Consider the following 19,296-nt stretch of genomic DNA (forward strand, 5'->3'; position numbering starts at 1 on the left):
CGGGTCCCTCTTGAGGCGGCCTCCGGTGGGGGGAGGCGTGTCGGGGTCGGCGCCGAACGGGGCCGGCGGCGGAGCGGCGAGGCGGGAGGGCGGGCGTCAGCGCCGGCCGTGCGCGGCCGCCGTCTTCCAGGCGGCGATGAGCCGGCCGGTGTAATCGACGAATTCCAGCCGCTCCTCGAACAGGGCGCGGGCGTGGGTCGCCAGGGACCGGCGCAGGTCCGGCGCGTCGAGGAGGCGGCCCAGGGCCGCGGCGAGACCGGCCGCGTCGCCCGGCTGCACCAGGAGGCCGGTCTTTCCGTCCTCCACGATGTCCGGGACCGCTCCGACCGGCGTGCAGACCACCGGGGTCTCGCGGGCGAAGGCCTCGATCACCGACAGCGGCAGGTTCTCGTCGTAGGAGGGCAGGGTGAGGATGTCGGCCTCGCCCAGGAGCGCCTCGAAGGCCTCCCCCGAGATCCAGCCGGGGATCGAGACCCGGTCGGTCAGGCCGAGCGCCGCCACCGCTTGCCGCGTCTTCTCGACGTCACCGTCGCCCGCGAGGGTGGCCCGCCAGGGGCGGTCCTTCAGGAGTCCGAGGGCCGCGACGAGCTCGACGATGCCCTTCCGCTCGCCCAGGCGCCCGGCGAACAGGATGTGCAGCGGCCGTCCCTCCACGCGCTCCCGGCGGCCGGGGTCGCGGCTCGCGTTCGGCAGGACGAGAATGCGCTCGCGCGCCTCGGGCACCTTCCCGCCGACGTAGTCCCGCCAGACGCTGCCGAGGACCAGAATTCGCGCGCTGCCGGCGAACATCCGGGCGATGGCCCGGCTCACCGGCTTCGGAGCGCCGTCCCAGAACTGGCGGTAGCGCGATCCGTGCAGGTGGAGGACGTAGGGAAGGCGCAGCAGCCGGCAGAACGCGCCGATGACGAGCTTGCGATAGGTGCTTCCGGTCTGGGACAGGTTGATGTGGACGACATCGACGCGGCCCGTCAGCCGCCGCCGCAGGAGCGCGGCGAGCAGGCGGGCGATGTAGAGCGGCGCCGCGGCCTGGGAGCCCTGGCCCCGGCTCGTCAGGAAGGTCACCTCCGCCTCGGCGAATCGGGGCAGACGCAGCGACACCCGCAGCTCGTCCATCAGCCGGTCGATCCCGCCGCGCCCGCCGCGGCCGAGCGGCGTCACGATGACGACCCGCAGGGGCTGCGGCCCGTCCCGTGTCTCCCGTCGTCCAGGTTCGTCCATCCGGTCGGCTTCCCTTCGCATGAGCTTGCCACGGGCAGGCGCCGCCGAGGGAGGCAAGGCCGGGCCGTGACGCGGGTTTCGCGTCAGCGTGGCCGGACCCCTCCCGGCCCGGCGGCCGCTATCAACTGTTCTTGGATTTGATGCGCTGAGCCATGTCGGGAAAATCCCGGCCGATCAAGCGCCTCGACCAGATTTCGCTGTGAGCGGTGCGCCGGTGTTACCGGGTCGTGAGCCTGCGCGACGGACCGCGACACGATCCGGAGGTCACCCCGGCACGCCGGTAGCGCTCGTGAGCCGGATTTCCCGCTCCCCCGAGCCGCACGAGCGTGGCACCGGCCTCAGCGCAGGACCGGGCTCCAGGGCACGAGGACCTCGCGGTAGCCGTCGGCGGTCTTCTCCAGGTGGGCGGCGGCCGGGAAGGGGTAGTGGAAGCCCTGGAGCAGGGTGCGGTCGGCCGCGATCCGGTCGTAGGCCCGGCGCCGGGTGGCCTCGGCCATGGCCGGGTCCTGGTCGTACATCACGTGCCAGCCCGGATGGCGGGCGAACAGGACCGGCACGTTGGTGACGTCGGACTGCACGAACAGGCTGTCGCGCCCCGAGGCGAGCAGGTACGAGGTGTGACCGGGCGTATGCCCGGGCGTGCCCTGCGCCGTGAGGCCGGGAACGACCTCCCGCTCCCAGGCATAGGGCGTCACCTTGCGGCCGAGTCCGTCGAAGACCCGCCGGACGTTGCGGAACCCGTCCTGCATCCGGCCCGCCGGCGCCCGGCTCATGGCGCCGTCATCCATCCAATAGGCCCATTCGGGCTCCGGCACGAGGATCTCGGCGTTCGGGAAGGCGGGCTTGCCCTCCGGCGTCAGCAGGCCGTTCACGTGGTCGCCGTGGAAATGGGAGATCACCACGGCGTCGATGGCGGCCCGGTCGAAGCCCGCCGCCTTCAGGTTGGTGTGGAACTGCCCCACGGCGCCTCCGCTCGCCAGGAAGGCGGCCTCGCCGTTGCCGGTGTCGATGACGACGCGCCGGCCGGCCGTCTCGATCACCAGGGGGGTGAAGGGCACGGTGAGGGTCGCCCCGTCGCGAAAATCGGCCGTGAGCGCCGCCGATACGTCCGCGCGATCGGCGTTGAGCACGAAGCGCTCCGGGAGCGGCATGGTGTTGGCCCCGTCCGTCACCGCCGTGACGCGGACGTCGCCGACCCGGTAGCGGTAGAAACCGGGCGCCTGCGGCTCGACCGGCGCCGCGCCCGCCGCGGCGGCTGCCGGCGGGCCGGAGCCCGCCAGGGCGGCCGCCGCCAGGGTCGAGGCCAAGGTCGAGCCCAGGAGGCCCCGTCGCGTCGCCTCGGTCATCCACAAGCCTCCCCGTCGGCGGTCGTCCGCCCCGGAGAACTGGATCCTTCGGGGCGGCCGTCAAGCGGCTGGGATGCCCGAGGCCTCGTCCCTCCGGGCGCGGAGCGCGGCGATCCAGGCCTCGGTGCCCTGGGCGCCCGACACCGCCCAGCGGTGGTCGACGATGAAGAACGGCACGCCGCCGATCTGCATCTGCGCGGCCTGAGCCTCCAGGGCCGTGATCCGGGCGTCGAGCCCGGCATCCGTGCGCGCCTGCGCCCAGGCGGCGCCGTCGAGTCCGGCCGCGTCCGCGAGGCGCCGGAGCACCGCCGGATCGCCGATATCCTCGCCGGCCTGGAAATAGGCTCGGAACAGCCCGTCCACCGCGGCGTCTCCGCGGCCCCGGTCCTGCGCCGCCGCGATCAGCCGGTGGGCGTCGCGGGTGTTGGGGGTGACCTGCAGACGCTCGAACGCGAAGGTCAGGCCCTCCGCCCGCCCGCGCTCGGTCATCTGCGCGTCGAGGGCCGCGCTCCGCTCCGGGCCGAACTTGCGCGCCCGGTAGGTGGCACGGGGAAGGCCCTCGGCCGGCATGTCCGGGTTCAGCTCGAAGGGCAGCCATTCGAGGGTGGTGCTCGACCGCAGGTCGAGGGCGTCGAGAGCCCGCTCCAACCGGTGCTTGCCGAGGAAGCACCAGGGGCAGATCACGTCCGAGAACACCGAGATCGTCAGGGACATCCGCGGCTCCTGGGATTCGGGCGTCACCGCGACGGCGTCGTCGCCAGGCGACGGGCGGTCACGAAGCCGAGGCCGGCGATGACGACGGCGCAGAGGCCGAGGGCGGTGAACTGGCCGAGGCCCTGCAGCGCCCCGCCGAGGATCGCCACGCCGAGCGCCTGCCCGCAGAAGAACGAAAAGGCGTGCAGCGCCACGGCCGAGGCCCGGGCGGTCGGCGCCACCTCGGTCACCTGCACCTGGAAGGTGTTGTGGAGCATGTAGAAGCCGAGCCCCATGGCCACCAGGGCGGCGCAGTCGAGTTGCCAGGTTCCGGCCAGACCGATGGTGACGAGGGCGCCGGCGCAGATGAGGCCGCCGCCGATCAGCATGCGCGACATGCCGAGGAAGCGCAGGAGCAGGCCGACCGAGAACGAGTAGAGCAGCCCCCCGGCGGCGAAGCCGGCCAGCGCCAGGCCGGCTTCGCGGGCGCCGCCCTCGCCCCGCGCCTCGATCAGCGGCGCGAGGTGGGGAAAGATCCCGAACACCGCGATCGCCTCGACGAACACGGCCCCGAACAGGATGCGGGCGCGCGGATTGCCCACGATCGTGCGGTAGCGCGCCACCGCCGTGCGGAATTCCGGCCGCCGGGCCGGTGCCGCGGCGCTGCGGTCGAACCCGAAGAGGGCCGCGCCGCAGCCCAGGGCCGCCACCGCCGAGGTGATGGCGAAGACCCCGGCCCAGCCGATCGCCCCTTCGATCAGGCCCGCGAAGGTCGAGCCGGAGAGCTGGCCGAGGATCACCGCCACGAGGAAGCGGCCGATGGCGACCTGCCGGCGCTCGATCGGGATGCGGTCGCCCATCAGTGCCAGCGCCAGGGGCACGACGCCGCCGGCGCTGCCCCCGGCGACCATCCGCAGGACGAACAGGGTGTCGAGGCTGGTGGTGAGCGCGCAAGCCGCCAGGGCCAGGGTGAGGATGGCGAGGCAGATCGCGATGATCCGCTCCTTGCCGAGCGCGTCGCCGATCGGGCCGAGGATCGGCTGGATCAGCGCGTAGGGCAGGGCGAAGGCGGTGGAGAGCAGCGCCACCGTGTGGGGATCGCTGCGCATGTCGCGGGCCAGCACGCCCACCAGCGGCTCGATGGAACGGCCCGCGAAGGTGCTGGCGAAGCCGGCGAAGGCCAGGATCACGATCAGGCGCGTGGTCGAGAACTCGGCCTTCAGGTCCGTGATCCTTGATGGCGGCGGGCGGGGGGCGTCGCGCCGGGCGAGGCCCGGGGATGGGCTTCGCCATACGCGGACGGGACCGGCGCGTCGATCCCGGTTCCGGTGCGTCAGGCCTGGACGCCGGCCCGGGCCACGTCGCCGGCATCGGGCAACTCGGCGATGCGCCAGCACAGGTCCATGACGCGCCGGACCTGGTCGTCGGGCAGGATGCCGTCCGCGAGGTCGGTGAACTTGGTCTCCAGCGCGGCGTCGGACATCGGGCGCTCGACGCTGCCGATGGCGTGCTCGATGCGCCGGGGCAGGCTGCGGCCGTCCTTCAGCACCACCGTGAGCTCGACCTGCTCGGGCCGGATCGCGGGGTCGACCACCGGCTTCACCCGGGCGCGCAGGGCCACGATGACGGGGTCGGTCACCGCCCGGTCGCTGAACTGCTTCTCGCCGCCGGCCCCCTCCACCAGCGCCACCGCGACGGCGTGGGTGATGCTGAACTTGCCCTCGAGGCCGGTGCGCGGCGCGGTCTTGCCGGTGAGTTCGAGAACCAGGGGGTGGACCTTCATGTCGACCCGCTCGATCGCGTCGGCGGTGAGGTGGTTCTCGTTGCGCAGCTGCACCGCCGCGTCGATGGCCGGGTGCATGACGATGCCGCAGGCGAAGGGCTTGTAGGTGTTGAGCGCCGCCTCGTAGCGGGTGCCGAGGCCTTCCGTGATCTCGCGGTAATCCTGCTTCGTCGAGATGGTGTTGGCCCAGCCGCGCTTCGCCTCGATCATCCCGTCCGAGCTCGTGTAGTTCTTCGCGGCGAGGATCGCGGCGAACAGGCCGTTCGAGGCGGCCCGGCCCGGATTGAAGCTCTTGTTCATGGAGCCGAAGGACTCGCGCAGGCCCACCGGCTGCGAGGCGGCGAGCCCGAGGGCCCAGACCATCTGCTGCTCGCTCAGGCCCATCAGCTTGCCCGTCGCGGCCGCCGCGCCGAACACCCCGGCGGTGCCGGTGATGTGCCAGCCCACATCGTAGTGGTTCGGGTAGACCGCGTTGCCGATCCGGCATTCCGTCTCGACGCCCAGCACCAGGGCGTTGAGGAAGTCCGCCCCCGAGACCGGGTTCATCTCGGCATAGGCGAGGATCGCCGAGGCGACCGGGCCGGCCGGGTGGATCACGGTCTTCAGGTGGGTGTCGTCGTAGTCGAAGATGTGGCTGGCGACGCCGTTGAGGAAGGCCGCGTTCATGATGTCGAAGCGCTCGGGGCGCCCGAACAGCCCGGCCTGGGGCGGACCGGAGAACGGCTTCAGGGCCGAGACCGCGACGTCCAGGGTCGCGTGATGCGATCCGCCGATGGCGACGCCGACCCAGTTCAGCAGGGTGCGCGTGCCCTCGCGGCGGACGGCTTCGGGCAGGTCCGCGTAGCGCGCGCCGATGACGTAGCGCGCGAGGATCCGGGTGACCTCCGGCGGCACCGGCTTCGGGTCCGGCCTGATCTCGGGTGCCGCCAGCGCGGGAGGGGCGAGGCTGCCGGCCCCCACGAGGGCGAGGCTCGCGGACCCGAGCAGGGCACGGCGGTCGATCGTGGGCACGGGCATGGATCTCTCCCTCTCGCTTCTTGCGGCCGGCGCCCAAGTGGACGCCGCCGTGCCGGGCGCGCCCGGGGCCGAGGCCGTCGGAGGGACCGGAACCGAGGGATAACCGCATCGCCGCGGCAACGGCTCCCGCCCGATGCGGGCTGCCCACGGCTTTTACGTGCCGGAAACAAGATTTCGCGGTTCGTGCGGCGCATCCAGGGGAGCGGAGGCGGCCCCGCAGCGTCGAACGCGCGGGGTCTTGGGTGGATCGAACGCGGTCAGGTCTTCGTGCTCTGGCGCAGATCTTCGTGCTCCGGGGACGGAGACTTGATCCTTCCGGGACGCTTGGCGCCGAGAACGTCCGGCCTCCCGGTCTTCAGGGCTTGGACGTGGCCTGCGTCGCCGTCAGGTCGATGTCGACGCCCACCTCCAGGGCGACCCATTGGCCCGAGGCCCAGGGCCCCTGGCCGACGCCGAACTGCGTGCGCACGAGGTCGAGATGGCCCACCGCGCGGGCCGTGGCCCCCTCGCGCGTCAGGCGGAAGGGCAGGACCGCGTCGCGGCGGATGCCGCGGATCGTGAGGCTGCCGACGGCCTCGTAGGCGTCCCCGCCCCTGGCGACGAACCGGGTCGCCTCGAATCGGGCCTGCGGCATGACCTTGACGTCGAACCACTCCGCCTGGGGCAGCGAGGTGTCGCGCTGGGCGTCGCCGGTCTCGGCGCTCGCCAGGTCGATGTCGACCACGGCGTGCCCGGTCTCCGGGGCGGCGGGGTCGAAGTCGATCTGCGCGGAGAATCGCTTAAACCGGCCCTGGAAGGGCGCGCCGACCTGGACGCCCGAGAACCCGATCCGGCTCCTGGCCGCATCGACGGTCCAGGCGGCGGCCTCGGCGCGGGCGGGAAGGGCCAGGGGCGCCGCCGCGAGGGCGGCCGCGACGGCGAGACGAACGGCGGTCATGGCAAGGCTCCGGACTTGAGCGGGGCGCGCGGCAGCATCCGCCGGAGCGTGTCGTCGCGCAGCACGAGGTGATGGCGCAGGGCGGCGCCGACATGGAGCAGCAGGAGGCCGATCAGGAACCAGGCCCCCCAGGCATGGACCTGCTTCAGCACCGCCTCCACGGCGGCCTTGTTCGCCAGTTCCGGCAGCACCGGCAGGTGCGGCCAGGGCAGGATTCCGTAGAGCACGGTCGGCAGGTTGAAGGGCGACGCCGAGACCACGGCCCAGCCGACGAGCGGCAGGCCGAGGAGCAGCCCGTACAGCAGGGCGTGGGCCGCGTGCGCGCCGGCCCGCTCCCGGGCCGGCAGCGTCGCGGGCAGGGCCGGCGGCCGGTGGGCCAGCCGCCAGCCGAGGCGCAGCAGCGTCAGGGCCAGCACCGTGATGCCGACCGACTTGTGCCACTGGTAGAGCTGGAACCGGCGCATCGGCGCCAGATCCGCATGGGTCATGGCGAGACCGATCGCGATCAGCCCCAGCACCGCCAGCGCGCTGAGCCAGTGCAGCGCGATGGCGATGCGGGTGTAGCGCGGCGGGGGCACGGCGCGGGCGGTCCCGATCATGACGCTCTCCCTGCGGCCGGGTGGACGGTGCGCCTTACTCCTTGCGCTCGAAGGCGCCCGCGATGGTGAGGTGCAGGTCGTCGCCGATCAGCGGCACGTAGGTCTTCACGCCGAACTCCGAGCGCTTGATCGTGCCGGTGGCCTCGAAGCCCACGGTGACCTTCTTGTTCAGCGGGTTCACGCCGGCGCCCACCAGGGTGACGTTCAGCGTCACCGGCTTCGTCACGCCGTGCAGGGTCAGGTCGCCGGTGACCTTCGCCTTGTCCTTGCCCTCGGGGGCGACCTTCGTGGAGACGAAGGTCATCTCGGGGTACTTGCCCGCGTCGAGCCACTGGTCGCCCTTGAGCTCGCCGGTCAGCTTCTCGCTGGTCGTCGTCACGGACGCCACCGGGATCTTGATGGACAGCTTCGAGGCGGCGGGGGTCTTCGGCTGCAGCTCCAGGGTGCCGGACACGTCCGAGAAGCCGCCCGAGTAGTTCGAGAAGCCCATGTGCGAGACCGTCCAGCCGACCTGGGTGTGGCCCGGATCGACCGCGTAGGTGCCGGCCTGGATCTGGGCCGGGTCGCGGGTCGGCGGGGTCTGGGCGAGGGCGGGCGCGGCGAGCGCGAGGGTCAGGGCGACGAGAGACGAGGAGAGACGGATCACGGGCTTCACTCCGAGGATGAGGGCGCCGGGGATGGTGACACCCTGGGGGCCGGTTCGGTGCAGCGCAGATAGGCGCCTTCCCGGCGGTGCGATAGCGCGCTAATCGGGGACACATGGTTGCGCATCTGGAAACCTTCGCCGGAAACCTCGACGACGTCCGCGCCTTCTGCGCGGTGGTCGACCTCGGCAGCATGACCCAGGCCGGCGCCTTCCTGCGCGAGACGAAGGGCAGCGTCAGCCGGCGCGTCGCCCGCCTGGAGGCGGTGCTGAAGGTGACCCTGCTGGCGCGCACGCCGCGCGCGGTCTCGCCCACCGCCGAGGGACTCGCCTTCCACGCCCGGGCCCTGGAGAGCCTCGCCCTCCTCGACGAGGCCCTGCAGACGGCCCGCGGCGCCCGCACCCTGCCGCGGGGGCACCTGCGCGTGACGGCCTCGATCGATTTCGGCGTCGAGGTGCTGCCGGACCTCGTGGCGAGCTTCCGGGCCAGGCACCCGCAGATCACCCTCGAACTCCTCATCACCGACAGCCGCCTCGATCTCGCCGCCAACCGGGTCGACCTTGCGCTCCGCCTCGGCGGCGGCGACCATCCCGACAGCGGCTATACCGCTCCGATCCTGGCCGACCTGACGATCGGCCTCTACGCGGCCCCAGCCTATCTGGCGCAGCGCCCGGGCCCGGTCGACATCGCCGCGCTGTCGGCGCACGACGTGGTGCTCGCCCGCGAGCGCCTCGGCGCCACCCAGATCCTCGTCTCGGACGCCGAGGGGCGCGAGGCCGGGATCACCCTGCGCCCGGCCGTGCGGGCCACGGATTTCGCCACGGTGCTGCGCCTGACCCTGGCCGGGACCGGCATCGGCCATATCCCGAGCCTCGTCGCGGCGCGGTCCCTGGTCCGGGGCGATCTCGTGCGCGTCCTGCCCGACTGGGCGAGCCGGGGCGGGACCCTGCGCGCCGTCACCCTCGCGGGCCGCGAACTTCCCGCGCGGGTGCGCCTGTTCCGTGAGCACGTCCGCACGGAGCTGGCCCGGCAGGCCGCGACCTGCCCCATGGCCGGGCTCGATCGTCCCACGCCTGTCCCGGCATCGGTGACGACCTATAACGAGACTTCAGGCAGAGTGTGATCCCGGGAGGGCGAACCCCTCGCGGCGGCGTTCCGGCGACGAGCGGTCCGGCGGGGTCTCGGCATGGTGCGAGAAGAGGAAGAGGGTCAGGACTGGCGCTCGGTCAGCACCCGCGCCCTGAATCCGGAGGAACTGGCGGAGGCGCGCCAGCGCGCGCACGAGCCCGGCCGCGGCCGGGGCGCGACCGACCCCGTCGAGATCCCCAAGGCCGGCTGGCGGGATATCCTCTGGCGGGTGTTCTGGGCCATGCCGCAGGACCGGGTGCTGACCACGGCGGGCGGCGTCGCCTTCTTCGCCCTGCTGGCGGTCTTCCCCGGCCTGGTCGCGGTGGTGTCGATCTACGGGCTGTTCTCGGACCCCCACGTCATCAGCCAGCACGTCAGCCTGCTGGCGGACATCCTGCCGCCGGGCGCCCTCGAGCTGTTCTCGGACCAGCTGGTGCGGATCGCGCAGCGCAGCACCGGCTCCTTGAGCACCACGTCGGGCATCAGCCTGCTGATCGCCCTGTGGAGCGCCAATTCCGGGGTGAGCGCGCTCTTCGACGCCCTCAACGTGATCTACAAGGAGCGGGAGAAGCGCACCCTGATCCGCTTCTACGCCACCACCTTCCTGTTCACGATCACCAGCGTGGTGTTCTTCCTCGTCTCCACCAGCGCGGTGGTGCTGCTGCCAGCGATCCTCGACCGTCTCGGCTTCATCACCGCCACCGACACCATCCTGCAGATCGTCCGCTGGCCGGCTCTCCTGGGCGTCGTCACCCTCAGCCTGTCGCTGATCTACCGCTACGGCCCCAGCCGGAACCGGGCGAAGTGGCGCTGGGTGACCTGGGGCAGCAGCCTCGCGGCCCTGCTCTGGGTCACCGCCTCGGGGGTGTTCTCCTGGTACGTGGCCAGCTTCGACAGCTACAACCGCATCTACGGGTCGCTGGGGGCCGGCATCGGGTTCATGACCTGGATGTGGCTGTCCATCGTCATCGTCCTCGTGGGCGCCGAGATCAACTCGGAGATGGAGCGCCAGACCGGCTGCGACAGCACCGAGGGCCGGCCGAAGCCCCTGGGGGTCCGCCAGGCCTTCGCCGCCGACAGCGTGGGGCCGAGCCAGGAGTGAGCCGCGGCGCGCCGGCGCCCGGGAACAGCGCCGAGGCCGGGCGGGTTTCCCGACGGCGAAACGTCGGGAGTGGCGAATGGCCGGATCACAACACGCACGACCCTCCCGGCCCGGCGGCGCCGCGACGGCGCCGCGCCCGTGGTGAGTGCCGCTCCGGTCCTCGCCCGGCAGGGCCTCGACCGGCTGATCGCCCTGGGGCGGCAGAAGGGCGAGCTCTCCCCGGCCGACCTGCAGGCGGCCCTGCCGATCCAGAGCATGAGCGCCGAGGCGATCGCCCAGGTGGTCCTGGACCTCGACGCCGCCGGCATCGCGGTGGAGCTGGAGAACCTGCTGCCCGGGCGGGCGCATCCCGACGGGATCGCGCCGGTGCCCATCGCCCCGGCGCCCGGACTGCCCTCCCACGACGCCGCCTCGGTGGCGCCGCGCCCGGTCCCGCCTCCCGCCCGAGGGGCGGAGGCGACCGTCACCGCCGACGGGGACACGGCAGGAGCGGCGTCGCCGGCCGAGGGGCGGCGGGTCAGGTCGGCGGTGCTGGTGGCGGGCCTGATCGTGCTGGTGCTGATGGCAGCCGCCCTGATCGCCCTCGGACACTGACACCCGGCACGTGGGAGGCCGACATGGATATCCAGACCACCATCGCGCGGGCGATCATCGCCGAACTCGAGCGCCAGGCCGAGGTGAGCGAGCAGGGCCTGAACGTCGAGGCCGGCGAACCGGGCTTCCTGACGCTCGACGGCCGGATCAACCTCGACGAGCTCATCATGGTGATCGAGAGCGCCCTGGCGGGCGGCCCCTGAGGGCAAGGCGCCCACGACGGGAACGCGCCTCCGGGCGATTGGAAACGCGCCCTCGCGCGAGAAGGACCGTGTCGCGATGAAAGCCGAGATCCTCAGCCTGCGGACCCTTCACGAGGGCTGGAGCCGCTTCTTCCTCGCCCGGGTCCGCCTCGCCGACGGCAGCGAGGCCGAGCGCGAGATCGAGGACCACGGCAATTCAGTCGGGGTGCTGCCCTACGATCCCGCCCGCCGGGTCGCGACCCTGGTGCGCGAGCTGCGCGTGCCGGCCCTCTACGTCGCCGGCGAGCAGAGCCAGCTCGAGGCCCCGGCCGGGCTGATCGACGACGGCACGCCCGAGGAGAATGCCCGGAGGGAGGTGCTGGAGGAGGCGGGCCTGCGCCTCGGCGACCTCGACTTCGTCGGCGCCACCTATTCCTGCGGGGGCATCTCGACGGAGCGCATCCACCTGTTCCTGGCCGCCTACGCCGCGGCCGACCGGGTCGCGGGCGGCGGGGGTGCGGACGGAGAGCACGAGAACATCCGGGTCGTCGAGATGCCGCTGGCCGACCTCGCCCGGATGGCCGATCGCTGCGAATTCACCGACCTCAAGACCCTGACCCTGGTCCTCGCCCTGCGCGCCCGCCGGCCCGCGTTGTTCGAGGACTGAGCTTCTCGCCTCAGACCGCGTCGCCGATGACGCCCGCCTCGTCCTGGGCCTGCAGCACGTCGGGACGGGGCATCGAGATGATGTTGTAGCCGGAATCGACGAAGTGGATCTCGCCGGTGACGCCGCCCGAGAGGTCCGAGAGCAGGTACATCGCCGAGCCGCCGACCTCCTCCTGGGTCACCGTGCGGCGCAGGGGGGCATGCGCCTTCTGGTGGTTGAACATCAGGCGGGCGTCGGCGATGCCGGCGCCGGCCAGGGTCCGCATCGGACCCGCCGAGAGGGCGTTGACCCGGATGCCGTCCGGCCCGAGGTCTCCGGCGAGGTAGCGCACGGAGGCCTCGAGGGCGGCCTTGGCGACACCCATGACGTTGTAGTTCGGCATGATCCGGGTGGAGCCGCCATAGGTCAGCGTCAGGAGCGAGCCGCCGCGCGGCATCCGCTTGGCCGCGCGCTGGGCGATCTCGGTGAAGGAGAAGCAGGAGATCGTCATCGTCCGCGAAAAATTCTCGCGGGTGGTCACGTCCACGTAGCGACCCTTGAGCTGTCCCTTGTCGGAGAACCCGATGGCGTGGACGACGAAGTCGAGGCCCTCGGGGAAGCGCGTGTCCAGGGCCGTGAACAGCGCGTCGACGCTGGCGATGTCCTCGACATCGCAGGCCAGGACGATGTCCGATCCGACGGAGGCCGCCAGCGGCGTCACCCGGCGCCCGAGCGCGTCGCCCTGATAGGTGAAGGCCAGTTCGGCTCCGTGGCGGTGCAGGACCTTGGCGATGCCCCAGGCGATCGAGTGATCGTTGGCGACCCCCATGATGAGGCCGCGCTTTCCCGCCATCAAACCCGTCATGCACTTCCCCCGGTCGCGGACCCTGGGCCCCTCGGGCCCGTCATCGTTGGCTGGAGGCTTAGCGCGGGGCTCGTGACTCTGTCCAATCCGGCCCCGGCTCCGTGGGAGAGGCCTTGCAGGAATGTCGAGGGAGGCGGCAGGGCTCTTCGGCTAGAAGTAGCCGTCCGTGTCGCAGTTGGCGCGGTCGATCATGACCTGCTTGATGTACACGGCCGTGGTTCCGGCAATTGCGAGGCCGCCGACCGTTCCGAGGGTGAACCACAACATGGCGATGACTTCCAGCAATCCATAGAAACAATGAACTGCCGGAGGCCTCTCCAGTTCCTTAATGCAAAGGTCGATCCCTTAACGCCGAAGCATGATCGGCGCCCTCAGGCGTCGACATGCTTGAGGACCAGCGTCGCGTTGGTGCCGCCGAAGCCGAAGGAATTCGAGAGGATGTGGCCGAGCTTCGCCCCGTCGCGGCGCTGGCGCAGGATCGGCATGTCGGCGAAGGCCGGGTCGATCTCGTCGATATGCGCGCTCTCGCAGATGAAGTCGTTGTTCATCATCAGGAGCGCGTAGATCGCCTCCTGCACGCCGGTCGCCCCGAGTGAATGGCCGGTGAGCGACTTGGTGGCGGCGATCGGCGGGCAGGCATCGCCGCGCCCGAAGACCTCGCGGATCGCCTCGATCTCCTTCTCGTCGCCGACCGGCGTCGAGGTGGCGTGCGGGTTGATGTAGTCGATCTTGGCGCCCCTGAGGCCCTCGATCGCCTGGCGCATGCAGCGCACCGCACCCTCGCCGGAGGGCGCGACCATGTCGTGCCCGTCCGAGGTGGCGCCGTAGCCGGCGATCTCGCCGTAGATCGTGGCGCCGCGGGCCTTGGCGTGCTCGTATTCCTCCAGCACCAGCACGCCGGCACCGCCCGCGATGACGAAGCCGTCGCGGTTGGCGTCGTAGGCCCGGGAGGCCCGGGCCGGAGTGTCGTTGTACTTCGACGACATGGCGCCCATGGCGTCGAACAGCACCGAGAGGGTCCAGTCGAGGTCCTCGCAGCCGCCCGCGAAGATGATGTCCTGGCGCCCGCCCTGGATGACCTCGGCGGCATTGCCGATGCAGTGGTTCGACGTCGCGCAGGCCGAGGAGATCGAGTAGTTCACGCCCTTGATCTTGAACCAGGTCGCCAGGGTCGCCGAGGCGGTGGAGGACATCGCCTTCGGCACGGCGAAGGGGCCGACCCGCTTGGGACCCTTCTCGACCGCGATGGCGGCGGATTCGACGATGACCTTCGTGGACGGACCGCCCGACCCCATGATGATGCCGGTGCGGTCGTTGGAGACGTCGCCCGCCTCCAGCCCGGCGTTCCGGATCGCCTGGTCCATGGCGACGTGGTTCCAGGCGGTGCCGCCGCCGTGGAAGCGCATGGCCCGCCGGTCGACGACGCCCTCGGGGTCGAGGGTGGGACGGCCCTCGACCTGGCTCCGGAAGCCGTGCTCCGCGTAGGAGGCCGAGCGCCCGATGCCGGACCTGGCCTCGCGCAGCGAGGCGAGGACTTCCTCGGTGTTGTTGCCGATGGATGAGACGATGCCCATCCCGGTGATCACGACACGCCGCATGGACACGATGCTCTCCGCCGCCGGGGCTTGCTCTTCGCGGTGCTTGTTCTTGAGACGGCACCTGCGCGTGGTTTCAGGTAGGACGCGGACGTCCCGATCTCAACTGCGCCGGCCGACTCGACCGGGCCGGCCTCAGCCGCCGGCGGCGTCGGCCTGCGCCTGGAACAGCGCGACGCGCAGGTCCTTGGCCTCGTAGATCCGGGTGCCGTCGGCCTCCAGCCAGCCGTCGGCGATGCCGAGCACCAGCTTGCCGAGGCGCACGCGCTTGATGTCGATGCCGTAGACGACCTTGGTCACCGTGGGCAGGACCTGGTCGGAGAACTTGACCTCGCCGACGCCCAGCGCCCGGCCGCGGCCGGGAGCCCCGAGCCAGCCGAGGTGGAAGCCGACGAGCTGCCAGAGGGCGTCGAGGCCGAGGCAGCCGGGCATCACCGGATCGTTCTTGAAGTGGCAGCCGAAGAACCAGAGGTCCGGGCGGATGTCGAACTCGGCGAGCACGTGGCCCTTGCCGTGGGCGCCGCCCTCGGATCCGATCGAGACGATGCGGTCGAACATCAGCATCGGCGGCAGCGGCAGCTGCGCGTTCCCGGCGCCGAACAGCTCGCCACGGCCACAGGCGAGCAGTTCCTCGTAGGAATAGTGCGAGGCCCGCTGGGGCACGGCGGTCGCCGGGGCGGTGCCCGACGGAGCGTTCGGATCGGAAGCGGAAGACATGATGAGCGGATCGGTCCTCAAGGATGGGTCCGGGGCGGAGAAGGCCCCTCGGCCTCGCGCCGCCATCCCCGCGCTGGACCGGCACGGGCCGATCCGGCCGACGACGCGGCGTGAAATCGGCGCTTCGTTAACACAGGGCCTGTGCGCCTCAAAGCTGCGTGCCCGCCCGGGGCGTCCCAATCCGCGGCCGGCGCCCGGCCGGACGAGGCCGCAGCCCGGATGGGAGACGGCCCCGCGCGGCTCGGCAGCCCCGCTTGCGGCTCGGGTTGCGATGCGGCGACGGGTTCCGTATAGATGGAAGCTGAGTTTCCAGTTTCCGCGTGGGATGTTTGTACGCCCGATGTCCAACCTTCTGCCCCTGCAGGCCATGCTGAACGCCCGGGCCACCGTTCCCGGCGGCGACGCGACCGCCGGCCGTCGCGGTTGCCCGCTGTCGGACCTGCGCGACCGTCTGCGCCGGGCCGGCTTGCGTCCGACCCGCCAGCGCCTGTCCCTGGGCTGGCTGCTGTTCGGCCGCGGCGATCGCCACCTCACGGCGGAAATGCTCTACGACGAGGCGATGCGCGCCAAGGTTCCGGTGTCGCTGGCCACGGTCTACAACACCCTGCACCAGTTCACCGAGGCCGGACTGCTGCGCCAGCTCGCCCTCGACGGTTCGAAGGCCTACTTCGACACCAACCCGAGCGAGCATCACCACTTCTTCCTCGAGGACGAGGGCCAGGTGATGGACATGCCCGATTGCGGGATCACCGTGGATTCCCTGCCCGACGCGCCCGAGGGCATGGAGATCGCCGGCGTCGAGGTGATCGTCCGCCTGCGCCGCCGCGGCCCGGTCGCCCGCAAGGCCTGACCGCCCGCCGCTCATCGCACGCAATGTCATCGAGGCCCGGGCAACCGGGCCTTTTTCTTTAGGCGCGGTGCCCTGCCGCGCGGCGCAACGATGGCCCGGCCCACGGGGTTATCGCCTGCACGCCACATCCCATCCCATCGAAACCGGACCCGTATGGCCCCCTCCCGCATCGTCTGCGTCCGCCATGGCGAATCGACCTTCAACGCCGCCCACCGCCTGACCGGGCAGGATCCCGGCCACGTCGATGCCCGCTTGACCGAGCGGGGACGGGGGCAGGTCCGGGCGGCGCGGGCCGCCCTCCACGACATCCCCTTCGACCTCGTGGTGACCTCGCCCCTGACCCGGGCGATCCAGACCACCAAGGGCATCTTCGGCGACCATCCGAGCCGTCCGCGCATCCTCGTCGAGGTCCTGCATCGGGAGTGCCAGGAGAGCAGCTGCGACGTCGGCCGGGCCGCCTCGGTGCTGGCGGCCGAGTTTCCGGACGTCGCCGTCGACCACCTGCCGGAGATCTGGTGGCACGCCGAGGGCGCGCCCGATGCCCGCGGCGTCCATATCGAGCCGCGCCGCCTGTTCGATGCCCGCGTCCTCGGCTTTCGCGACTGGCTCGCGGCCCGGCCCGAAAGCAGCATCGCGGTGGTCGGCCACGGCACCTTCTTCTATCACCTGACGGGCGTCTGGCTCGACAACTGCCAGACCGTGACCTTCGACCCGATGGCGACGCCCGTTCCGGTCTGACCGAGCGATCTAGGCCGACCCGGCCCGCGCGGCGTCCAGGCGTCGCTTCACCAGCGCGATCTCGAGGGGAACCGCCCGGCGCCCGATCCCCAGGGCCTCGTCGAGGATCGCCACGGCGCCGGCCCAGGCCTCCGGCACGAAGGGCGCGACGCCCTCCGCGACCTCGGCCGCGCAGCGCGCATCCGCGAAGGCCTTCACGGCGGCGGTGGCGGCCCGGGCGACCGCGGAGGCACGGGCGCCCTGCGCCCAGCCCCCGCGCTGGGAGGCCGCCTGCGCCCGCGCCCCGCCCCGCCAGGCCGCCGCCCGTGCCGCCGCCAAGGCGTCCTCCGCATCGGCGGCCCCATCGCAGGCGGCGGCGAGGGCGGGCATGCCGGCCCGGTCGAGGAGGGGTGGCAGGAGGCGCCGCACGCTCGCGAGAGCCAGGAAGGCGATGCGCTCGGCCTCCACGGCCGGCGCGTCGGCGGAGCCGGACAGGCGCAGCACGAAGGTCATCAGGCGCGGGCGCTCGGCGTCGGGCATCGCGTCGTTCAGGCCGAGGGCGTAGGCGGCGAGCGGCGGCGAGAAGCAGGGCGGGCAATCGGCCGAGGCGCGGATCGCTCGGTAGGGCAGGCCGGCGGCCACGATGGCCGCCTCGTTGATGCAGGTGCCGCCGTCCGGGCCGGGAAAATCGTGCGAGCCGGCCAGGAGCCGCCAGTTCAGGATATGCTCGAAGCCCGCCGTCATGCCCGCGCTCCCACGTCCCCCGGACGCCGAGAGTGCCACGCCCGCACGACCTTGGCGAGGGAGGGCCTTCGGCGGGCGGATCCGCGGAACGGCAGCCTGCCGGAGATCCGTCGCTGCCCGTCAGCCGCCGAGATCGGCCGCGAGCCCCGCCAGCATGGCGAGGCCGAGCACCAGCACGAAGGCGCCGGCGAGGAGTTCGAGGCCGCCGATGGTGAGCGCCCCGGCCCGTCCGCGCCCGCCCGCGAGGCGTAGGGCGAAGGCCTTGGCGAAGACCGCGAGGCTGGCCAGCGTCCCGGTGGTCAGGGCGGTGCCGAGGGCCATGGCGAGGGTCGCGGCGATGCCGGCGGCCAGCAGGCCCTGCGAGGCGGAGAAGACGAGGATCAGCACCGCCCCGGCGCAGGGGCGCGTGCCGGCCGCGAGCACCACGCCGGCCCGCTCGCGCCAGGAATCGAGGCGGGCGATGGCCGCCGCATCGGTCAGGTGGACATGGCCGCAGCCGGGGGTGCAGGCGGAATCGCCGCCGCCCGCCAGCCGCCCGGCCTTGCGCCAGGTCACGGCGAGGCCGAGGAGCGCCACGAGGGCGAAGCTCACGGTCTCGATCACCGTGCCGGCGCGGGTCATGCCCGCGGCGGTGGCGCCGAGCACCAGGGTTCCGATGCCCACGAGGGCGATGGCCACCAGCGCCTGGAGCAGGGCGGCGGCGAAGCTGAGGCTGAAGCCGCGGGTCAGGGCGCGCTCGCCGGCGACGATGTAGCCCGCAATCACCGCCTTGCCGTGGCCCGGCCCGGCGGCGTGGAACACCCCGTAGGCGAAACCGAGGAGCATCATCGGCCCCCAGGCGCCCCCCGCCTTCAGGGATTGCACCGCGCCCTGGAGGCTGCGGGAAAAGCTCGCCTGCAGGGCGAGGATCCAGCCCCCGAGGCCGGTGGCGGCTGGGGCGGCCTCGCGGAACCCGATGCCGAACGGCGAGCGCGGCGGCGGCGCGGCGGCGCCCGGGCTCACCAGCCAGGCGAGCCCGGCGACGATCAGGCTCGCGAGGGCGACGGCCGCCAGGGCGAGGAGGACCTGCCGGGCGAGGCGCGACCGCCCGTCCGGCCGGACGGCGTCGAGGGCGCTGCCTACGGACACGCGACGATGATCCGGTTGGCGAACTGGACGCCGTAGTTCGAGGCCGAGGTCAGCGCCTCGAAGAACGCCTCCGACATGCCGGGCTTGGCGTCCGCGGGCTTGGCGTCCGCGGTCCTGGCGTCCGGGGTCTCGGTCTTGGGACGGGTGAGGGTGGCGGCACAGCCCGCCGGAGCCCCCGCGAGGCGGGCGGTCTCCGCGCCCTCGGCGAGGCTGAAGGCGACGAAGAAGGTCGGGTCGTAGACCTCGAGGGCCGTCACGCCCCGGCCCTGGACGACCGGCGTCTTCAGCGGCAGGAGGAAGCTCAGGGTGAGCTTGTCGCCCTCCATCGCCATGCGGGGCTCGACGGGGTCGGCGAAGGCCTGCTCCTTGCCGCCGACCTTCATCTTCGTGAAGTAGCCGAACTCGGCGAGGTTGGCGGTGTTCTCGGTGGCGAGGCCCGAGAGCTCGTCCGGCGTCAGCTTGCCGTCCTTGTTCACGTCGAGCCCCTGCGTGACGAAGGCGGAATACGAGGCGTCGAAGGTCCAGGCATGGCGGACACCGGTGACGCGGCCGCCTTCGCCGTAGGCGATCTCGGCCTTGGTCGTCACCCAGACGTGGGGATGCGCCTGCGCCGGAGGCGCGGCGAGGGCCGCTCCGACAAGGGCGGCTCCGGCAAGGGCGGCGAGGCGGGAGAGCGAGGCGGTCGGCATGGCACGGGACGCTCGCGAGTCAGGGTAAAGACTTCGTAAAGCCGCGCCGGCCGCGTGGTCCGTCGCCTCGAAACGGTCTCCTGCCTCACTGGGGCGAAAACG

The 19,296-nt window shown here is 72.3% G+C and carries 21 protein-coding genes; 7 read left to right on the forward strand and 14 right to left on the reverse strand.

Annotated elements, in window-relative coordinates:
• Window positions 1-96: 96 nt before the first annotated feature.
• The 8 genes from AC0IWM_RS01395 to AC0IWM_RS01430 form a co-directional block, all read right to left on the reverse strand.
• On the reverse strand, window positions 97-1,218 hold the full coding sequence (locus tag AC0IWM_RS01395) for a glycosyltransferase family 4 protein (protein WP_471752729.1): 1,122 nt from the start codon (window positions 1,216-1,218) through the stop codon (window positions 97-99).
• Window positions 1,219-1,556: 338 nt separating this feature from the next.
• Window positions 1,557-2,564, reverse strand: a complete 1,008-nt coding sequence (locus AC0IWM_RS01400; protein WP_471752730.1) for an MBL fold metallo-hydrolase — start codon at window positions 2,562-2,564, stop codon at window positions 1,557-1,559.
• Window positions 2,565-2,624: 60 nt separating this feature from the next.
• On the reverse strand, window positions 2,625-3,278 hold the full coding sequence (locus AC0IWM_RS01405; RefSeq protein WP_471752731.1) for a DsbA family oxidoreductase: 654 nt from the start codon (window positions 3,276-3,278) through the stop codon (window positions 2,625-2,627).
• Between the two features lie 23 nt (window positions 3,279-3,301).
• Window positions 3,302-4,489: an MFS transporter gene (locus AC0IWM_RS01410; RefSeq protein ID WP_471753088.1), complete on the reverse strand. Its 1,188-nt coding sequence runs from the start codon at window positions 4,487-4,489 to the stop codon at window positions 3,302-3,304.
• Window positions 4,490-4,590: 101 nt separating this feature from the next.
• Window positions 4,591-6,057 carry an MmgE/PrpD family protein gene (locus AC0IWM_RS01415; protein ID WP_471752732.1) on the reverse strand — a complete coding sequence of 489 codons (1,467 nt, stop codon included), beginning with the start codon at window positions 6,055-6,057 and terminating at the stop codon, window positions 4,591-4,593.
• Window positions 6,058-6,412: 355 nt separating this feature from the next.
• Window positions 6,413-6,994, reverse strand: a complete 582-nt coding sequence (locus tag AC0IWM_RS01420; RefSeq protein WP_471752733.1) for a YceI family protein — start codon at window positions 6,992-6,994, stop codon at window positions 6,413-6,415.
• Window positions 6,991-7,593 (reverse strand): cytochrome b, encoded by a 603-nt coding sequence (locus AC0IWM_RS01425; RefSeq protein ID WP_471752734.1) that lies wholly within the window; start codon window positions 7,591-7,593, stop codon window positions 6,991-6,993. The genes AC0IWM_RS01420 and AC0IWM_RS01425 overlap by 4 nt, the downstream gene beginning before the upstream one ends.
• A gap of 34 nt (window positions 7,594-7,627) precedes the next feature.
• Complete coding sequence (locus AC0IWM_RS01430; protein ID WP_471753089.1) at window positions 7,628-8,236, reverse strand: YceI family protein; 609 nt, start codon at window positions 8,234-8,236, stop codon at window positions 7,628-7,630.
• Window positions 8,237-8,352: 116 nt separating this feature from the next.
• Between AC0IWM_RS01430 and AC0IWM_RS01435 the strand changes: the two genes are divergently transcribed.
• The 5 genes from AC0IWM_RS01435 to AC0IWM_RS01455 all read left to right on the forward strand — a co-directional run bounded on the left by AC0IWM_RS01435 (window position 8,353) and on the right by AC0IWM_RS01455 (window position 11,910).
• Window positions 8,353-9,360, forward strand: coding sequence for a LysR family transcriptional regulator (locus AC0IWM_RS01435; protein WP_471752735.1), 1,008 nt, complete (start codon window positions 8,353-8,355; stop codon window positions 9,358-9,360).
• A 63-nt stretch (window positions 9,361-9,423) separates the two neighbouring features.
• Window positions 9,424-10,467, forward strand: coding sequence for a YihY/virulence factor BrkB family protein (locus AC0IWM_RS01440; RefSeq protein WP_056471604.1), 1,044 nt, complete (start codon window positions 9,424-9,426; stop codon window positions 10,465-10,467).
• A gap of 141 nt (window positions 10,468-10,608) precedes the next feature.
• Window positions 10,609-11,061 (forward strand): RNA polymerase sigma factor region1.1 domain-containing protein, encoded by a 453-nt coding sequence (locus tag AC0IWM_RS01445; RefSeq protein WP_471752736.1) that lies wholly within the window; start codon window positions 10,609-10,611, stop codon window positions 11,059-11,061.
• A gap of 23 nt (window positions 11,062-11,084) precedes the next feature.
• A complete protein-coding gene (locus AC0IWM_RS01450; RefSeq protein ID WP_471752737.1) occupies window positions 11,085-11,264 on the forward strand; it encodes a hypothetical protein in 180 nt (59 codons plus the stop codon).
• A 76-nt stretch (window positions 11,265-11,340) separates the two neighbouring features.
• Window positions 11,341-11,910 (forward strand): NUDIX domain-containing protein, encoded by a 570-nt coding sequence (locus AC0IWM_RS01455; RefSeq protein WP_471752738.1) that lies wholly within the window; start codon window positions 11,341-11,343, stop codon window positions 11,908-11,910.
• 10 nt (window positions 11,911-11,920) lie between these two features.
• Here the strand turns inward: AC0IWM_RS01455 and fabI are convergent, their stop codons facing one another.
• The 3 genes from fabI to fabA all read right to left on the reverse strand — a co-directional run bounded on the left by fabI (window position 11,921) and on the right by fabA (window position 15,066).
• Complete coding sequence (fabI, locus tag AC0IWM_RS01460; protein ID WP_471752739.1) at window positions 11,921-12,754, reverse strand: enoyl-ACP reductase FabI; 834 nt, start codon at window positions 12,752-12,754, stop codon at window positions 11,921-11,923.
• Between the two features lie 371 nt (window positions 12,755-13,125).
• Complete coding sequence (gene fabB, locus AC0IWM_RS01465; RefSeq protein WP_471752740.1) at window positions 13,126-14,352, reverse strand: beta-ketoacyl-ACP synthase I; 1,227 nt, start codon at window positions 14,350-14,352, stop codon at window positions 13,126-13,128.
• A 132-nt stretch (window positions 14,353-14,484) separates the two neighbouring features.
• A complete protein-coding gene (gene fabA / locus AC0IWM_RS01470) occupies window positions 14,485-15,066 on the reverse strand; it encodes a 3-hydroxyacyl-[acyl-carrier-protein] dehydratase FabA (protein ID WP_471752741.1) in 582 nt (193 codons plus the stop codon).
• Window positions 15,067-15,406: 340 nt separating this feature from the next.
• On the opposite strand from fabA, the gene irr reads away from it, so the two are divergent.
• Together irr and AC0IWM_RS01480 are read left to right on the forward strand one after the other, a co-directional pair.
• Window positions 15,407-15,916: a Fur family transcriptional regulator Irr gene (irr, locus tag AC0IWM_RS01475; protein ID WP_056471580.1), complete on the forward strand. Its 510-nt coding sequence runs from the start codon at window positions 15,407-15,409 to the stop codon at window positions 15,914-15,916.
• Between the two features lie 153 nt (window positions 15,917-16,069).
• A complete protein-coding gene (locus AC0IWM_RS01480) occupies window positions 16,070-16,654 on the forward strand; it encodes a histidine phosphatase family protein (RefSeq protein ID WP_471752742.1) in 585 nt (194 codons plus the stop codon).
• A 9-nt stretch (window positions 16,655-16,663) separates the two neighbouring features.
• Here the strand turns inward: AC0IWM_RS01480 and AC0IWM_RS01485 are convergent, their stop codons facing one another.
• The 3 genes from AC0IWM_RS01485 to AC0IWM_RS01495 all read right to left on the reverse strand — a co-directional run bounded on the left by AC0IWM_RS01485 (window position 16,664) and on the right by AC0IWM_RS01495 (window position 19,194).
• Window positions 16,664-17,377: a hypothetical protein gene (locus AC0IWM_RS01485; RefSeq protein WP_471752743.1), complete on the reverse strand. Its 714-nt coding sequence runs from the start codon at window positions 17,375-17,377 to the stop codon at window positions 16,664-16,666.
• A 120-nt stretch (window positions 17,378-17,497) separates the two neighbouring features.
• Window positions 17,498-18,505 carry a nickel/cobalt transporter gene (locus tag AC0IWM_RS01490; protein WP_471752744.1) on the reverse strand — a complete coding sequence of 336 codons (1,008 nt, stop codon included), beginning with the start codon at window positions 18,503-18,505 and terminating at the stop codon, window positions 17,498-17,500.
• Window positions 18,496-19,194: a DUF1007 family protein gene (locus AC0IWM_RS01495; protein WP_471752745.1), complete on the reverse strand. Its 699-nt coding sequence runs from the start codon at window positions 19,192-19,194 to the stop codon at window positions 18,496-18,498. Before AC0IWM_RS01495 ends, AC0IWM_RS01490 begins: the two co-directional genes overlap by 10 nt.
• Window positions 19,195-19,296 lie beyond the last annotated feature (102 nt).

This window comes from Methylobacterium sp. AC433 (assembly GCF_979253015.1).

What these genes read in the sequence shown, in the direction of transcription:
- AC0IWM_RS01395 (WP_471752729.1), bottom strand. Translation starts at nt 1,218, where the DNA reads ATGGACGAACCTGGACGACGGGAGACACGGGACGGGCCGCAGCCCCTG.
- AC0IWM_RS01400 (WP_471752730.1), bottom strand. Translation starts at nt 2,564, where the DNA reads ATGACCGAGGCGACGCGACGGGGCCTCCTGGGCTCGACCTTGGCCTCG.
- AC0IWM_RS01405 (WP_471752731.1), bottom strand. Translation starts at nt 3,278, where the DNA reads ATGTCCCTGACGATCTCGGTGTTCTCGGACGTGATCTGCCCCTGGTGC.
- AC0IWM_RS01415 (WP_471752732.1), bottom strand. Translation starts at nt 6,057, where the DNA reads ATGCCCGTGCCCACGATCGACCGCCGTGCCCTGCTCGGGTCCGCGAGC.
- AC0IWM_RS01420 (WP_471752733.1), bottom strand. Translation starts at nt 6,994, where the DNA reads ATGACCGCCGTTCGTCTCGCCGTCGCGGCCGCCCTCGCGGCGGCGCCC.
- AC0IWM_RS01425 (WP_471752734.1), bottom strand. Translation starts at nt 7,593, where the DNA reads ATGATCGGGACCGCCCGCGCCGTGCCCCCGCCGCGCTACACCCGCATC.
- AC0IWM_RS01435 (WP_471752735.1), top strand. Translation starts at nt 8,353, where the DNA reads ATGGTTGCGCATCTGGAAACCTTCGCCGGAAACCTCGACGACGTCCGC.
- AC0IWM_RS01440 (WP_056471604.1), top strand. Translation starts at nt 9,424, where the DNA reads ATGGTGCGAGAAGAGGAAGAGGGTCAGGACTGGCGCTCGGTCAGCACC.
- AC0IWM_RS01450 (WP_471752737.1), top strand. Translation starts at nt 11,085, where the DNA reads ATGGATATCCAGACCACCATCGCGCGGGCGATCATCGCCGAACTCGAG.
- AC0IWM_RS01455 (WP_471752738.1), top strand. Translation starts at nt 11,341, where the DNA reads ATGAAAGCCGAGATCCTCAGCCTGCGGACCCTTCACGAGGGCTGGAGC.
- fabI (WP_471752739.1), bottom strand. Translation starts at nt 12,754, where the DNA reads ATGACGGGTTTGATGGCGGGAAAGCGCGGCCTCATCATGGGGGTCGCC.
- fabB (WP_471752740.1), bottom strand. Translation starts at nt 14,352, where the DNA reads ATGCGGCGTGTCGTGATCACCGGGATGGGCATCGTCTCATCCATCGGC.
- fabA (WP_471752741.1), bottom strand. Translation starts at nt 15,066, where the DNA reads ATGTCTTCCGCTTCCGATCCGAACGCTCCGTCGGGCACCGCCCCGGCG.
- irr (WP_056471580.1), top strand. Translation starts at nt 15,407, where the DNA reads ATGTCCAACCTTCTGCCCCTGCAGGCCATGCTGAACGCCCGGGCCACC.
- AC0IWM_RS01480 (WP_471752742.1), top strand. Translation starts at nt 16,070, where the DNA reads ATGGCCCCCTCCCGCATCGTCTGCGTCCGCCATGGCGAATCGACCTTC.
- AC0IWM_RS01485 (WP_471752743.1), bottom strand. Translation starts at nt 17,377, where the DNA reads ATGACGGCGGGCTTCGAGCATATCCTGAACTGGCGGCTCCTGGCCGGC.
- AC0IWM_RS01495 (WP_471752745.1), bottom strand. Translation starts at nt 19,194, where the DNA reads ATGCCGACCGCCTCGCTCTCCCGCCTCGCCGCCCTTGCCGGAGCCGCC.